At 63.3% G+C, this 14,570-nt stretch carries 12 protein-coding genes; 4 read left to right on the forward strand and 8 right to left on the reverse strand.

All coding sequences use genetic code 11. The features are described from left to right. Window positions 1-4: 4 nt before the first annotated feature. Together BLQ76_RS21150 and BLQ76_RS21155 are read left to right on the forward strand one after the other, a co-directional pair. The gene (locus BLQ76_RS21150) at window positions 5-1,096 is read left to right on the forward strand and encodes a Gfo/Idh/MocA family protein (protein WP_090677228.1); all 1,092 of its coding nucleotides are present in this window, start codon (window positions 5-7) and stop codon (window positions 1,094-1,096) included. A gap of 17 nt (window positions 1,097-1,113) precedes the next feature. Next, a complete protein-coding gene (locus BLQ76_RS21155) occupies window positions 1,114-1,995 on the forward strand; it encodes a hypothetical protein (RefSeq protein WP_090677229.1) in 882 nt (293 codons plus the stop codon). Window positions 1,996-2,149: 154 nt separating this feature from the next. On the opposite strand, the gene BLQ76_RS21160 is transcribed toward BLQ76_RS21155, so the two are convergent. Together BLQ76_RS21160 and BLQ76_RS21165 are read right to left on the reverse strand one after the other, a co-directional pair. Then, window positions 2,150-3,481 (reverse strand): O-antigen ligase family protein, encoded by a 1,332-nt coding sequence (locus BLQ76_RS21160; RefSeq protein ID WP_090677230.1) that lies wholly within the window; start codon window positions 3,479-3,481, stop codon window positions 2,150-2,152. An 18-nt stretch (window positions 3,482-3,499) separates the two neighbouring features. Next, on the reverse strand, window positions 3,500-4,855 hold the full coding sequence (locus BLQ76_RS21165) for an O-antigen ligase family protein (protein ID WP_183193177.1): 1,356 nt from the start codon (window positions 4,853-4,855) through the stop codon (window positions 3,500-3,502). Window positions 4,856-5,499: 644 nt separating this feature from the next. Between BLQ76_RS21165 and BLQ76_RS21170 the strand changes: the two genes are divergently transcribed. Beyond that, window positions 5,500-6,213, forward strand: a complete 714-nt coding sequence (locus BLQ76_RS21170; RefSeq protein WP_244519768.1) for a metallophosphoesterase family protein — start codon at window positions 5,500-5,502, stop codon at window positions 6,211-6,213. 18 nt (window positions 6,214-6,231) lie between these two features. Here the strand turns inward: BLQ76_RS21170 and BLQ76_RS21175 are convergent, their stop codons facing one another. Further along, entirely contained in the window at window positions 6,232-7,134 is a 903-nt protein-coding gene (locus tag BLQ76_RS21175) for a glycosyltransferase family 2 protein (RefSeq protein ID WP_090677236.1), read from the reverse strand. A gap of 177 nt (window positions 7,135-7,311) precedes the next feature. Next, the gene (locus BLQ76_RS21180; protein WP_090677237.1) at window positions 7,312-8,127 is read right to left on the reverse strand and encodes a glycosyltransferase; all 816 of its coding nucleotides are present in this window, start codon (window positions 8,125-8,127) and stop codon (window positions 7,312-7,314) included. A 230-nt stretch (window positions 8,128-8,357) separates the two neighbouring features. Between BLQ76_RS21180 and BLQ76_RS21185 the strand changes: the two genes are divergently transcribed. Next, complete coding sequence (locus BLQ76_RS21185; protein WP_090677239.1) at window positions 8,358-9,569, forward strand: polysaccharide biosynthesis/export family protein; 1,212 nt, start codon at window positions 8,358-8,360, stop codon at window positions 9,567-9,569. 91 nt (window positions 9,570-9,660) lie between these two features. On the opposite strand, the gene BLQ76_RS21190 is transcribed toward BLQ76_RS21185, so the two are convergent. The 4 genes from BLQ76_RS21190 to BLQ76_RS21205 form a co-directional block, all read right to left on the reverse strand. Next, window positions 9,661-10,578: a glycosyltransferase family 2 protein gene (locus BLQ76_RS21190; RefSeq protein ID WP_090677240.1), complete on the reverse strand. Its 918-nt coding sequence runs from the start codon at window positions 10,576-10,578 to the stop codon at window positions 9,661-9,663. Between the two features lie 23 nt (window positions 10,579-10,601). After that, the gene (locus BLQ76_RS21195; protein WP_139184092.1) at window positions 10,602-11,270 is read right to left on the reverse strand and encodes an acyltransferase; all 669 of its coding nucleotides are present in this window, start codon (window positions 11,268-11,270) and stop codon (window positions 10,602-10,604) included. 138 nt (window positions 11,271-11,408) lie between these two features. Then, window positions 11,409-12,830, reverse strand: a complete 1,422-nt coding sequence (locus BLQ76_RS21200) for a lipopolysaccharide biosynthesis protein (RefSeq protein ID WP_090677242.1) — start codon at window positions 12,828-12,830, stop codon at window positions 11,409-11,411. Window positions 12,831-12,982: 152 nt separating this feature from the next. Beyond that, a partial coding sequence (locus BLQ76_RS21205; protein WP_170842718.1) for a right-handed parallel beta-helix repeat-containing protein occupies window positions 12,983-14,570 on the reverse strand: 1,588 nt, incomplete at its 5' end.

The following is a 14,570-nucleotide window of genomic DNA, read 5'->3' on the forward strand; positions in this document are numbered from 1 at the left end:
CACAATGATCGAGCTTGGCCTTGTGGGCCTTGGAAAGATGGGCATATCGCACTTCGCGATCGCGAACGCCCATCCGCAGACGCGCGTCTCGGTATGCGACGCGACCGGCTACGTGCTGGATGTCGTCAAGAAATACACCGGCGTGGATACCTATGCCGATTTCGACAAACTGCTCGAGCGCCCCAACCTCGACGCTGTGATCATCGCGACGCCGTCCCGGTTCCACGGGCCGATGGTACGCGCGGCGCTTAAGCGTGGTGTCCACGTCTTCTGCGAGAAGCCATTCTGCCTCGACTGGCGCGAGTCCGAGGAACTGGCGCAGCTCGCCGAGAGCAAGGGTCTGGTCAACCAGGTCGGCTACCATTACCGCTATGTCGGCGCGTTCCGCGAGATGAAGCGTGTTCTGGAATCGGGTGCGATCGGCGAGGTGACGCACGCGCTGGCGGAGGCTTATGGCCCCGTCGTGCTTCGCCCCAAGGGCTCGACCTGGCGCACGCAGAGCGCCGAAGGTGGCGGCTGCCTCTACGATTACGCGGCTCATCCCATCAACTTGCTCAACTGGTGTTTCGGGTCGCCGGCCTCGGTTTCGGGAACGATCCTGAACCCGATCTTCTCGACCGACACCGACGACGAGGTCTACTCGACCTTCAGCTATCCGAACGGCATGAGCGCGCACGTTTCGGTCAACTGGAGTGACGAGTCGCAGCGCAAGATGTCCACGAAGCTGACGCTCATGGGCACGAAGGGGCGCATCTACGCCGATCGGCAGGAATGCCAGGTGTTCCTGCGCGAGGAGAGCGCTGCTCTGCCGGGCTACGAGAAGGGCTGGACGGTCAAGTACACGACCGAACTGACCGAGGAAGTCTGGTTCTATCTGCGCGGCGAAGAATACTCGGCGCAGATCGACGCCTTCGTGCGCGCCGTGGAGGCGAAGAAGGGCGACGGGCTCAACTCGTTCCGGAGCGCGGCGGAAACCGATCGCGTCATGTCGCGCATGATCGCGGACTCCAAGGGGGTCAGCGAAGACGAGGCGCGCCCGGTTGCGCGTCAGGTCACGACGGCGCCTCGCAAGCGCTTCTCGCTGTTCGGTCGCTGAGACTGCGGAGATATCTGATGGACAGACTGCTGCTCGGAGACAACCAGTTCTTCGGCGTGAACCATATGTCGGAGGAGAAGGCGCGCGCCCAGTCGATGCGCTTTCAGGACATTCAGGCGATCATCGACGTTCTGGACGCAGCCTACGAAGAAGGTGTGCGCACCTTCATGTGCACGACGCACGACCGCATCGAGATCATTGCGGAACACGTGCGCAAGAACCCGGCGAAGTACGCCGACTTCAAGTTCTTCCCTTGCATGCCCTATGCCCACAAGTACGCCAACGCGGTCACTGAATACGGCATGATGGGGGCGGCCAAGCACTTCCTGCCCGATGAGGGACTGTTGAACGCGGCGTTGCGCGGCGGCATGTCTCTCGCCCGCAAGGACGTCGACGGGCTCGCGACGCTTCTGATCGATGCCGAGATGAAGATGTTCCGTGGACTCCAGACGCCCGTCATCTTCCTCCAGAACGTCGTGGTCGATCTCCTGCTCGGCATGGGGTTCAAGGACGCGTTCCGCATCTTCGCCGACCATGTGCGGAGCCGCTACAACGCCGAGCCCGGCTTCATCACGATGAACATGCCGATGCTGCTCCAAGCGTTGGAGGATGTGGGCGTCGAGAACCCGATCGTCTGTGCCAACATCAACAAGATCGGGTTCCGCATGAGTGGCGGACTGGAAGCCTACGACGACGCGCTCAAGACGAAGCGTTTCCGGTCGATCGCGATGTCGGTCTTCGCATCCGGGGCCATCCCGGCGCGCGAAGCGATCGAGTGGGTCTGCGAGCAACCCAACGTGCAGGCGATCTGCTTCGGGGCCTCCAGCCGCGGCAACATTCGCAACACGCGGGAACTCGTCGACCGGTACTGGAATGCGCAACCTCGCGAAGCGGCTTGAGGCTCCGGCTCCGTAACTCAGCGCGAGCGTCGCGATAGGCGCCGCGCGTAACGAGTTCATGACATCACCGGGCGAACGTGCAGCACAACGGCGCGTTCGCCCGTTTTGTTTTGGTGGAGACGTCGGTTGCGGGAAGGCCCGCAGCTTTAGGTCGCTAACGTGTCGCGAAGCGCAGCGCCGCCGTCCGCCGTTGCGGGACTCTGGCCTTGATCGGATCCGGCAAGGTCAGGGCGATCGCAAACAGGAAGGCGACCCATTGCGATCCGAAACCTCGAAACCAGCTGCTTTCCAGCAGATTGTGAAGGATGACGAAGAGCATCAGGGCGAGGGCGAGCCAGCGCTTCGCAGGGTCGCCGGCATCGCTGCGTCCGCTTTGGTTCAAAGCTGACAGGATCATCAACAGCAGGATCGCGAAGCCGATCGCACCCGTTTCCAGCATGACATCGAGGTACCCGTTGTGCGCCTGCAGGAGGCCTCCAATGAAGCCGGGCGCTTCGAGAAAGGCGATGGACGAAAGGCCCGCACCCCAGAACGATCCGTAGCCCTGCCCAACGATCGGCGAGCGCTCGTAGATACCGAGTGCGAAGTCCCAGATCTGGGTGCGGCCCGTAAACGTGTCGTCGCCGAAGAGCAGAAGCGACAGATCGTCGAAGCCAAACCGGCTGATTTGCGCCGCAAGCGTGGCGGATAGGGCGAACACGATGCCGGGAATGAGAATGACCGCGAGCATCGGTGCACGGACCCGGCTCTGCGCTGCGATCAGCGCACCTGCGATCATGGGCGCCAGGACTGCCAACCCCAGCGAGGTCTTGGACTGGCTCATGACGACCAGCGCCAGCGAAATGACCGCCGCACCGGCGAACGGCAGGCGTAGGATGCCCCGCTGAGCGATGACAGCATAGCACTGAATCAGCAGGCAGAGAGAGCCCACCAATCCGAGGATGTTCTTGTTGGAGTAGATGCCGAGATAGCCGAGCCGCCCTGGCGGGTTGGCGGCGACAAAGAGGAGATTGACGAAGGTCACGGCAAGGGTGAGCCAAGCGACGCCGGTCAGTATCGTCTCACGTTTGTTGCTCAGCCAAACGGGTACGATGACGGCCACGACCACGACGATCTGAAGCACGACGCGCCGAAACGCGATGCCCGGGACCGGCGACCAGGCTATGCTGAGGCAAGACCAGGCGAGATACAGCCCGACGAGCACCAGCGCTGCAGACCGCGGGGCATCGCGCATGAACTCGAGACGCTTGCGAAAGAAGAGAAGGATCGTGGCGAGGATCGTCAGCCAGTACAACTGATTGACGACATTGGAGTCGGCTGCGTTCGCATTCGCAAGGTCGTTCAGCGCCATGTAGGCGGACGGCGGCTGCCAGTTCAGCAGCGGCTGCAGGAGCATGGGGTAAGCCAGCACCAGCAAGGGCAGGCCGGCGACGGCGCAACGCTCGAACAGGGAAGGGGACGAGGAGCGCGTGCGCCGCAATGTCATCGACGAAACCGTGTCCGTTCAAGCTCGCTGCAGGCAAAGCGTCGTCGCCGCGGCCAGGACGATCGCAACGTAGACGGCGAGCCCCGGTATCTGGAGCGAGAAATCGACCATACCATGAACTGCGACCAGACACAGCACAGCCGCACCAGCTGCCGCGAACGGCCTCATTCGTCGACGCGTGCGTAACCCTGTCCGGAATACGCCGGTCAACCGGACGACCGAGAAGGCCGCCAAGGGGACAAAGACGACACCCATCGTCATCAGGCCCTCCAGCCATGTATTGTGGGCGCGGTTCCACAATGACCGGACACCCACACAGTCCGGATCGCGGTAGGCCGGGAAGACGTCCGTGAACGTCCCCAAACCAGTGCCGAAAATCCAATTGTCTTGGAAGGCTCTCCAGGTCGACCGGTAGACGCAGAGGCGCTCCGGATCGACGCCTTGCACCTCCATGCGCCAGATCGTCTGGGCTCCGAATGCCAGCACGACAAGGACCAAGGCGGCCAGACACGCGGCGATCAGCGCCAGCTTGCGACGTCCTTCGGTCAGGACATCCGTTCGGACGAGGAGAATGGCAAACAGGGCATGAGCGATGAGCGTCGCCAGAAGGGCGCCTCGCGAGCGGGTCAGAAACAGACCAACAAGGGTCGTCCCGTAGGCTGCCACCAACATGACAAGGCGCGCACGACCTGTCGCCTCGTGCGTCCGACGCTCACCCGGCAGGCGTCGTGCCAGAATTAATGCAGCCAACGTCAGACAAGCGACCCCGAGAAGCGTTCCGGCGGTGTTGCGGTTCACCAGCAGCGAGGTGAGACTGCCGACGTAGTATTCCTTCGGGAGCAGGAACAGGAAGCGGTCGGGCGCGATCTGGAGCTCGACGATTCCCAACACGGCGAACAGGAAACCGACCCCAGCCGCGAAACGCCACAGCGCCAGGGCGGCTCGATCCGTATCGAAGAGCGCCACGCCGGCCAGGAAGACGATCAACGGGAGCAGGACGCTCAAGCTGGCAATCAGCGTCGCCCCGGGCGCAATCGAGATCGATGCCTTTGTCGACGCCTCGCCGCCCAGGCCGTCCCGCAATTCCACCCAGACGGGATGGGCAAACGGGTTATCGGGGATCGATACGGCCTGACAGGCAGCAAGGATCGCGACCGCCAGACAGATGAGGAGCCCTTGTCCGTAGAGGTGGCCGGCCTGCCCGGTTGGCGGACGCCGCGCGGCGCCCAGGAACGTCGCGCCAGCGACCATGCAGGCAGTGAAAAGCGGAAGACCGCCCGTTGCGCCTTTCGGAACGAGCGTCATCATGACCGCGCCCATGAGCGTGACACGCAGCGTACGCGTCAGTACGTTGGAAAACGACAGCGTTCTCATGGGGTACCGGCCCACCTCAGCAGGTCGGTACGACCCGCGTTCGCTCGCCGGACACAACCGGTCGCGTCTGACAGGGACGCAGATCGCGAGAGGAGGGCAGTCTGTTGCCGGACAATGTACCCTGCTGCCGATCGTACCAGGCGTGATTGCGTTGCCGCAGTCGCTCGCGCGACACATCGGAGAAGTCGCCTCGGGTCGCCGACGACGAGCGAGGATGCGTGCGGCACGACGTGTCGTAGGAAGCGCAACGCGCGGACGCGGCGGTCGCCACCGTCAGGCTGGAGATGCCCTGAAGCGCCAGCAAAGCTGCAATCAACAAACGTAGCGACACGATGCCTCCAAACCCGACGGATTCTTAGTGGAGGCTCTGTTCCGTGTCCATGTGCGAGCGAAACCATCGTGGACGGTCGATCTCGCCGCCTTGTGTGCCCCGTTTCCCTGCCTCATATCTTGCGGTGATCAACGGCCATCACTTTCGCCGTGCTTGCGTGTTCGGGACGTTCCTTCAAGCGTTCACGGAGAAAGCGCAAACCGTTGCCAGTCGAAGCGGAGGCCGTGTGGTTCCCAGTATCGCGAAGGGTGTTCGGCGTATCCTCGGCCGCCCGCGACCGCCATCCGAGGCCGCGCCTGCACGCGATCGCCTGGTGCTTCCCGCCGACCCCGAGCTGATCTACGCGGTCGGCGATGTCCACGGATGTTTGCCGAAGCTCCTGCGACTGGAGCAAAAGATCGTCGAGGACGCTGCAGCGTTCGACGGTATCAAAGTGATCGTCATGCTGGGCGACTACGTCGATCGTGGGCCGGATAGCGCCGGCGTCATCGAACACCTGTTGCGTCCCGCCCCGGACGGCTTCTTCCGCGTCTGTCTGTGCGGCAATCACGAGGACGTCTTCGTCCACTTCCTTCAGGGAATGGTCCCCTTCGAAACGTGGATCGAGTTCGGCGCGGAGGAGACGCTCCTGTCCTACGGTCTCGATCGAGCCGCTCGCGACGGAAGAGGACGCAAGTCGCGAGCTGTCAGCGCGCAGGACGTCTTGTCGGTCATGCCGAGCGAACACGTCTCGTTCCTGCGGAAGCTGCCGGTCGCACTGTCCACGCCCTCCTGCTACTTCGTCCACGCCGGCGTGCGACCAGGCGTGGAACTCGAGGCCCAGGCTGAACGCGATCTCCTCTGGATCCGGAAGGATTTCCTGGAGAGCGACGAGCGTCTGCCGAAGCTTGTGATCCATGGCCATACCCCGTCGCGCCAGCCGACCTTTGCGAACCGGCGCCTCGGCATCGACACCGGCGCTTATATGAACGGACCGCTCACCGCCGCGCGGCTATGGCGGCGCAAGATCAGCTTTCTGGAAGCCTGAAAGGGGTCGGAACTGCGGTCAGTAGTATTGGGCGACCGGTAGCCCGAGGACGGCCCGCATCTTTCCGACGTTCATGCCGGCCACGAGGATCAGCGCGACACCGCGCTTCTTGCCTATCACCAGATAGCCAATCGACATGGCGATGCTCGCGCAGGTGCGCACCAGCGACGATAGGAAGAAGGAAAGCTTCTGGCGGTAGGGGGCTTCGGCGATCTCCCGCAAGCCATAGGTCTGACCCATGCGGAGCGCCCGACGCCAGATATCCCGAGCGTTGCAGCGCTCGATCATGATCTCCTCGTCGATACGCGCCTCGGGCGCGCTCGCCAAACGGCCGCCGCTTGCACGCAGGCGACTGAAGAGGTCGGCATCCTCACCCCCGGAACGGCCGAGAGCGGGATCGAAGCGAAGGCCGTGATCGAAGAAGGCCGAACGGCGAACGAGGCAGTTGCACGTCGACAAACGCTTGACGTTCCAAAGGCTCGGTCCTGGCCATTTGGAGAGGGGGTCGCTCCAACGTAGCCAAGCGGGTGCGCCGACTGGATAATGGGCCTGTACCGAGCCGAACGTCGCATCGGCCCCGGAGTGGTCCATCACCGATCGATGCGCCAACAACCAATCGTCGGGCACCCACTCGTCGTCGTCGACAAAAGCCAGATAGTCGCCCCGCGCCGCCTCCACGGCCGCATTGCGCGCCTTGGAGATGTTGCGCGTCGCCGAGATGACGATCACGAGTTCGGGGATTGGCGGGATGGACGCCAAAAGCTGCGCAGCCGCGCGATCAGCGCTGTCGTCCGCAACGACGATCTCGAATGATGCGCCGGACGCCAAGCCGGCACGCCGCGCACTCTCGACGGTGCGCAAAAGCGTGCGCCGCCCGATGCTCGCGATCAGGATGCTGTAGGTCACCGCATCGACCGTCATGCCGAAACCATCGCGACGTCATCTGTCTATTCTGTGGAGGCCGACGCCCAGCACGGCGACCTGGCGAACTCGAAAGCTAAGTCGCGCGAGATACAAAGCTTGCAACTGTTTTTCGCGACAATTTTTCCGCAGTCGCGAACGTCGCCGCGAGCGCGTGTTCGGATTGCTACAGTCGCACTACCGAACGCCGAGACGTGCGAGAACACGACGGCCGAGCCTTCGAGCCGTACGAACGGGCCGTTGAACGATATTGTCGACAGCGAGCGCGAGCGGCGGCTCCTGCGCCGCTTGAGCTCCCAGTGCCATGTGGGGGAAGAGCCGGTCGACGGTTCGGACCGAGATCCGACGTCCCCGGATCTCGTTGGAGACGTTACCGCCATGGACGACCTGCATCCAGGCCGGAGCTCCCTGTATGGCGTTGATGCGCCCAAACTGACCGATCTCCCGATGCGTGACGCCGTAGATCGTTCGGATCGGGCCGTCCGCTCGCTCCAGAAGCGATGAGAAGGGATTGCTGGTGTCGCGTCGCGCGTAAAGGGCCGGAACCGGTGCGGTAGGCGCGAGGATCACGCCGTTGTCGAAGTTGACGACTTGCGGCGAGGGGACCTCGGTCTCCTCTCGCAGTCGCTGCATGAAGTCGACGGCCAGGAGATCGTCACTGTCGAGACGGGTCGTCAAGATCCAGTCGGCACGACCGTCGCCTGCGAGGTCCGGGGTCATGTCGCCGAGCCAGAACAGGGCCGTGTAGTGGGGTCGAAACGGGAAGACCGCACGCAACGCCTCGATGCGATCGAGATACGGAGACGGCGTCTTCTCGTCGAAGAAGATGATCCATTCGAAGTCGCGCCGGGACTGAGCGGCGACACTCGGCAGACAGTACCGTTCGAAGAGTTCGAAACGCACATCGAGCCAACCGGGGCGAAGGCGGATCTCCGCCTCTTTTCCAGGAGAGGCGACGTTGAAGCGCGTGAAGAGCACGTGTCGAAGAGCCATCGGTTCTTTGTCGCGTCCTGTTGCGCTGCGATAAAGCCGTCCCTAGCCGAGCCTTCCTGCCCCGTCCAGCGCATCGGTGCCGCAGACGGCTGCCGCGCTCAAGGTGCCGGAACGGCAATTCGGCAACAACGCTGGGGATTTAATTCGTCCGTCCCCTCTGCTGCATCGCCTCCCCCGTTCGGGTGAGCTAGGTGTCATGCGCAAGTCAGGGGTTATAGGATATCTTCGGAATGGCGCTGGGAACAGGATGGCGTTGCAGCGGGCTCATTGCGGTCGCGCTCGGGCTGTCCGCATGCAACACGCTGCCGCGTTCGGGACCGGACGACAAGGCGATCCGCGAGAACGCCACGCTCTATTTCGCGGCGCCGAAATCCGAGAAGCCGTTGCTCGACTATATGTTGATCGACCTGACCCCGGACGCGATCAGCTATTTCGAGCAGAAGCCGCGCCAGACGCTGGCCGCTGGCTTCGGCGCGTCCCGGCGCGGGCCGCCATCCCTGCCGCTCGGTATCGGCGATATCGTCGAGGTCAGCATCTTCGAGTCGGCGCAGGGTGGCCTGTTCGTTCCCGCGGATGCCGGTAGCCGGCCCGGCAACTTCGTGACCCTCCCCAGGCAGACCATCGATACCGATGGAACCTTGTCCGTACCCTATGCAGGGCGCGTACGAGCCTCAGGTCGTACGCCGACGGCGGTTCAGGCCGAAATCGAGCAGCGTCTCGCCGATCGCGCCATTGAGCCGCAGGTCGTCATCAATCTGATCGAGAGCCGGTCCAGCCAGGTTTCTGTGCTGGGCGACGTGAATGCACCTGCCAAGTTCGAGGTGACGCCGGGGGGCGATCGCATTCTCGATGTGATCTCGCGCGCCGGCGGCATCAGCGCATCAGGTGCCGAGACCTACATCTCGCTTCAACGCAACAACACGTCGGCAACGGTGCTGTTCGACACGCTGCTCGAGCGGCCGAGCGAGAACATCTACGTGTATCCCGGCGATACGATCTTCGCGAACCGGGAGCGGCGGACCTATCTTGCGTTCGGCGCATCCGGCCTGAACGGCCGTATCGACTTCGAGGAGTCCAACCTGACGCTCGCCGAGGCGGTCGGAAAGGCCGGCGGTCTGCTCGACGCGGCGGCGGACCCGGGTCAAATCTTCCTGTATCGTCTTGTCGACCCGGAGATTCTGGCTCGCATGGGCGCACCCGTGACAGCCAAGGCCGGGAAGGGCTTTCCGGTTATCTTCCGGGCCAACCTGCGCGATCCGTCGACCTACTTCCTCGCGCAGCGCTTCGCCATGGAAGACAAGGATATCCTGTACGTTTCGAACGCGGACAGCGTCGAGCTCCTGAAGGTGCTGAACATCATCTCCTCGACGACCCAGACCGTTTCGGGCAGCACCGCGGACGTTGTTCTGACCCGCGACGCGACCCGGGCGATTCGCGACTAGCAAGGCCCTGCTCAACAAAGACAAGGGCCGTCCATACGAGGACGGCCCTGTTGCTTCTGGTCAGTCGCAGCGCCCCGCCGCGTCGCTGCGTTCAGCGCCGACGGGCTCGCATCTGCCAGCGCAGATGGTCGATCGGAAGCTTCAGATAAGGTCCGGGAATAAAGAACGCGGCGACCCATGGAAAGTGACGGAGCATGAAACCCGCTCGCGACCCGAAGGGAGCGGCGAGAGGGTGCTGCATCTTCCGATAACGCTGCCAAAGACTGAGCCCGTCGCCTCCCCACCGCATCCGGTTCGGGACATTGGCTTTACAGGTGCCGACGGAGCCGGGGGCCAACCAGAGGCCGGCACCTGCCTTTCGAGCGGTCAGGCCATAGTCCCAGTCGCCCAGCGTGTGAACGTAGATATCCGGAATGTTGCCGATCGCATGGGCGATGGGGCCGGGGATCAACAGCATGTTGGCGTTGACCAGGTCGCAGGCGAGCGGTTCCGTGGGGTCCGGCAGGATCAATGAGAACGGCTTGGGCAGCCATTGCCGCTTCAGGCGGAACGCACCGTAGCTGTATCGCCCGCTTTCCGGATCGATCATCGCGCCGCTGACGAGATGGTGTCCGCCTAGCCGTGCGGTGAGTTCGAGCGATGTGTCGACCAGGATACGAACGGCGTTGGCGCGGGGCGTCACGTCGTCATTCATCCAGATGTAGAAGTCGTGCCGGCTCTTGAGCGCCTCGCCGAACGCGACACGCATCCCACCGGCCCACCAGAGGTCGCCGGGGCTCGAGAACACGTGGACGTCCGGAAACTCGCTGCGAACAGCGTCCGCCGTGCCATCGGTGCTGGCATCGTCGAGCAGGTAGACGTGCAGGCTCTCACCCGCTTGCAGTTCGGATGCCTGGAGGTGGCGAAGGCAATTCAGCGTCGTTTCGCGGCGATTGAATGCCGCTATGCACACTGCGATCGAACGAATGGTGTTTGAGGAAGCCGTAGCGGGGCTTGCGGTGTCGGCCATGTGAGATCCTTTCCGGCTGACGCTCAATCAACCCAATCGTCAAACGTGAACCGATACCGTCCCTGCGCCTTCGCCTCGACGATCGACTTGATCGGCTTGGCCGGGAAGCCGGATATGAGGTGCCCGTCGGCTTCGACCTTCCCGAGAACCACCGAACCGATCGCGACGAGATTATCGTCGCCGATCGAGGCACCCGGCGCAAAGCGGACGGCCGACCCGATGTAGTTACCCTTACCGATGATGATGTTCCGCTCCATGGCGCTGACACCATGCGTCCAGAACTGGCTGCCGACACCAGCGATCCAACTGCCGTCCCCGAGTTCGAAACGACCATAGACATCGAAATAATGGTCGTTCAGAACGAGGCACCGCTCACCGATCGCCAGTTCCAGGGCGTAGTTCATCGAGGCGAAGCGTGGCTTGTCCTTGCCCCATGCCGCCGTGAAGACGTTCTTGCGGCCGATGCGCGTTTCGCCGCCAATGCTGGTCCGGATCGGCCCCTTGAAGAGGTTCGCGCGGCCAATCTGCGCCCGCGGTCCGATCTCCAGGGTCTTGACCGCGAAGACCGTAAGCCACCCGATCCGGGCTGTCGGATCGATCCGATACCCCATCACGCGAGAGTAGAACCAACGACGCAGGCCGTTCGTGGGAAGAAGGGAGATCAGCGCGCCCTTGATCAACTGACTTTTCAACGTCGCCAACTCCCTACCATCACATCACTCTCAACCTCTGTATGACGAGGTTTGCTTACGGCTGCATCCCAGTTCGCACGTCAAGGTGAAAAGGGATGAAGCGTTGGTTGTCCGTTCGTCGCTCGCATTGCGTCGCGGTCATGGACGTGCGGCCGCAACCCGGTCGACCGCTGCCTTCTGCTTCAGGCCGAGCAATACGGCGAGCACCGCAGCCTCCCGCTTCAATCCCCAGAGCGCCAGTCCCAACGACAGAAGCGGGAGGACCCAGACCGGTAGTCCGAGTTCAGCGTGGAAGAGGGACGCGCTTGCCAATGCAATAGCCGCCAAGACCGGGACCATCCTGCGGACGGAATGGGGCACCGGCGCGATGCGTTGTGAGACCAGGCGGGCGATCGTTGCATTGGTCACGAAGACGGCCAACCGCGCGATCGCTGCGCCGGTCGCCGCGATCATCTGGACGAGGGGAATGCCGACCAGCAGGAGTGCCGCACTACCGCACGCGACGATCAGGGCATTGAGATGGGTCTTCTTCTCACGCAGACCGCCAATGTTCAGCACGATCGCGAGTGTCTGAGGGACGATCGCGATCGTCAGGACGAAGAACACCGCCGGGTGGAACTCCAAACCGGGGAACAGATACGGCCATAGAAGCGGCGTTGCGGCGAACGTCACCAGAAGGAGCAGAGACAAGGCGATCAGCAGCAAGGACACGACGCCCTGAAAGAACTGGGCTTCCGCGGCCGTGTCCCGGCGCATCGCTTCCACCGCGAACCACAAGTTCAGCGGCGTGACGGTCAAGACCGCCAGGATCCCCGTCAGGCGCTGGTGCGCCGCATAGGACGCGACGACGCTCAGGTCCGTTTGGAACGTCGCCAGCAGGAAGCGATCACCGCTGGACGTCAGCATTCCGACAAGGGCTGATCCGGCAATCGGCAGGCCGTAGCGGACCATCCGCCAAACCAGCGTCCGGTCCCAGACTGGGCGGACCCCCAGTCGAAGCGCGACAAACAGGACGGCGGAGACCGTGAAGACGCCGCGAAGCACGAGCAGTTCGTTGATGCTTCGGACCCAGGCAAGGCCCAGCTGGAGCGCCAGGCCCGCGACCAGCACAAGGCCCAGCGAGCGGATCGCCTCGAAGGTGATCCAGGCGCCCAGGCGACGCTGCCCTCGCAAACTGGATATGATCAGGAGCGCCAGCGTCTCCGCGACCAACGGCAGGACGAGATTGGCGTAACCAACGCCCGGTAGCCAATCCCGGGCCAAGAGCCACGCGACGCTTGCCAAGCCGAAGGACACGGGAAGAGCGACGACAAAGGCCGCACTGAGATTCCGACGCGGATCACTCGCCTGGCTCGCCGTCGTGAAGAGCACGCCGTACTGTATTCCGAGTGCGCCGACCGTGCCGAAGATCAGAAGGAGAGGCTCGATCAGCGCCCATAGGCCGAACGCCTCGATGCCCAAGCCTCGTACGAGGACGAGTGTCATCAGGAGGTTCGATCCGGCGGGAAGGGCAGCGATCGCCACGAAACCCAGCGGCTTGGCAAGACGCGACAGCTGCAAGGCTCATTCCTTATGCGACGACCGGGTCCCCGTGCCGCATCTTCTATACTGCGCCTACCATATTGCAACGCAATATCGAGCATAAGGTCATGCAGAGGTGGCCGAGCGATGCGCCCGGCCACTCCTTGGGTTCGGTGAAAGCGCTCGGTCGATCAGGAAAAGACCCAGTTGATCGGCTGACCATCCGTCACGCCGACGCGGAACTGCGCGACGGAGCCGTCCGCGTCGTGAACGGCATAGACGCTGCCCCAGACCTTCTCGACGTGGGCTCCAGGACCGAAGCCGGAGAGTACGACTTTATCCTCCTGGCCGGAGTAGTCGTTGATGCGGTCGTCGTCGATTTCGCCCTTGCGGAGGATGAATGTATCCCGGCCGGCGCCGCCGTAGTAGTTGTCGCGTCCCAGTCCGCCATCCAGAACATCGTCGCCGTCGCCGCCCCACAGCATGTCCGAGCCAGCGCCGCCGAATATAGTGTCGTTTCCGCCTTCTCCGTAGAGGTGATCGTCACCATCCTGTCCGAGAAGGACGTCATGGCCGTCGCCACCGAGCAGCTTGTCGTTGCCCTCGCCTCCGAACAGGGTGTCGTTTCCGACGCCGCCCTCGAGGTTGTCGTTGCCTGCACCGCCATGCAACAGGTCGTTGCCATCGCCGCCGAGCAGCCTGTCGTTGCCGTCGCCGCCGTCGAGCGTGTCGTTTCCGGCACCACCCTCCAGCCAGTCGGCACCGCCCTCGCCGAAGAGCGTATCGTCTCCGTCATCGCCGTAGATCGAGTCGTTTCCTTCGCCGCCATGGATCAGGTCTTGGCCGAAGCCGCCATGCAGACGGTCATTGCCGTCGCCGCCGATCAGGGTGTCGTTTCCTAGTCCGCCTTCCAGCGTATCGTTACCCGCGTCTCCGTAGAGTTCATCGTGGCCGTCGAGGCCCTGGATGAGATCGTGTCCGGCACCGCCATGAATCACATCGCTTCCGGCGTGACCCACGAGCTTGTCGGCATTGTCGGTGCCGATCTGCGTACGGGGGCCCTCGGGCTGGGGCAGTGCCGGCGCAGCCGCGGCAGGAGCCGTGAGCAGCGAGCCGAGCACGCCGTTCGCCAGGAGAAGGCTCTTGAGGATGGCGGATCCATCCAGGAGCTTCACGCCTGTGACGTGGGCTTTATCGAGTTGCTGGGAGGTATCGAGCAGGTTTCCGACGTAGTTGGCGGCGTTGGGGTTCTTGTAGTCCAGCGTCAGGTTGGCGGTCTGCGTGGCGGGGGACTCGACCAGGATGCGCTCGGCCACGTTGCCGCTGACCGAGACGTTGGCCGAGCCGGGCTTGACCATGATGTAGATGCCGTCGTTGCGCACCTCGCCCATCGCGGTCTCGGTGTTGCGCAGCACCGTGTTGTTGCGGATCGTCAGCCCCTCGGCCTTGTCCACCGTGATGCCGTGGAAGGTGTTGTTGTAGACGGTGTTGTTCTCGATCAGGACGTTCTTGTAGCGCATGGCGTTGCCCGCGCCCGCGTTCACCGCCTCGTTGCCGAAGAAGATGGCCTGGGTCCAGTGGCCCTGTCCGCTGTCCAGGACGTTGTTGCGCACCACCACGTTCTGCGAGGGCGAGGTGGTGCCGCTGGTGAAGAACTGGATCATGTCGTTGTGGTTGATCGACCAGGCCGATCCCAGGAAGTCGTGCAGGTGGTTGCCGTCCACCACGACGTCGTCGACGTCCGAGAACTGCATGCCGTCGGCCTGCATGTGGTGCAGG

This window comes from Aureimonas jatrophae (genome assembly GCF_900104035.1).
GTDB classification, from domain to species: Bacteria; Pseudomonadota; Alphaproteobacteria; order Rhizobiales; family Rhizobiaceae; genus Aureimonas; species Aureimonas jatrophae.

Bases quoted from the DNA above. Each gene is read 5' to 3' on its own strand.
- BLQ76_RS21155 (WP_090677229.1), top strand. From the start codon at position 1,114: ATGGACAGACTGCTGCTCGGAGACAACCAGTTCTTCGGCGTGAACCAT.
- BLQ76_RS21190 (WP_090677240.1), bottom strand. From the start codon at position 10,578: ATGGCCGACACCGCAAGCCCCGCTACGGCTTCCTCAAACACCATTCGT.
- BLQ76_RS21180 (WP_090677237.1), bottom strand. From the start codon at position 8,127: ATGGCTCTTCGACACGTGCTCTTCACGCGCTTCAACGTCGCCTCTCCT.
- BLQ76_RS21175 (WP_090677236.1), bottom strand. From the start codon at position 7,134: ATGACGGTCGATGCGGTGACCTACAGCATCCTGATCGCGAGCATCGGG.
- BLQ76_RS21185 (WP_090677239.1), top strand. From the start codon at position 8,358: ATGGCGCTGGGAACAGGATGGCGTTGCAGCGGGCTCATTGCGGTCGCG.
- BLQ76_RS21160 (WP_090677230.1), bottom strand. From the start codon at position 3,481: ATGACATTGCGGCGCACGCGCTCCTCGTCCCCTTCCCTGTTCGAGCGT.
- BLQ76_RS21150 (WP_090677228.1), top strand. From the start codon at position 5: ATGATCGAGCTTGGCCTTGTGGGCCTTGGAAAGATGGGCATATCGCAC.
- BLQ76_RS21165 (WP_183193177.1), bottom strand. From the start codon at position 4,855: ATGAGAACGCTGTCGTTTTCCAACGTACTGACGCGTACGCTGCGTGTC.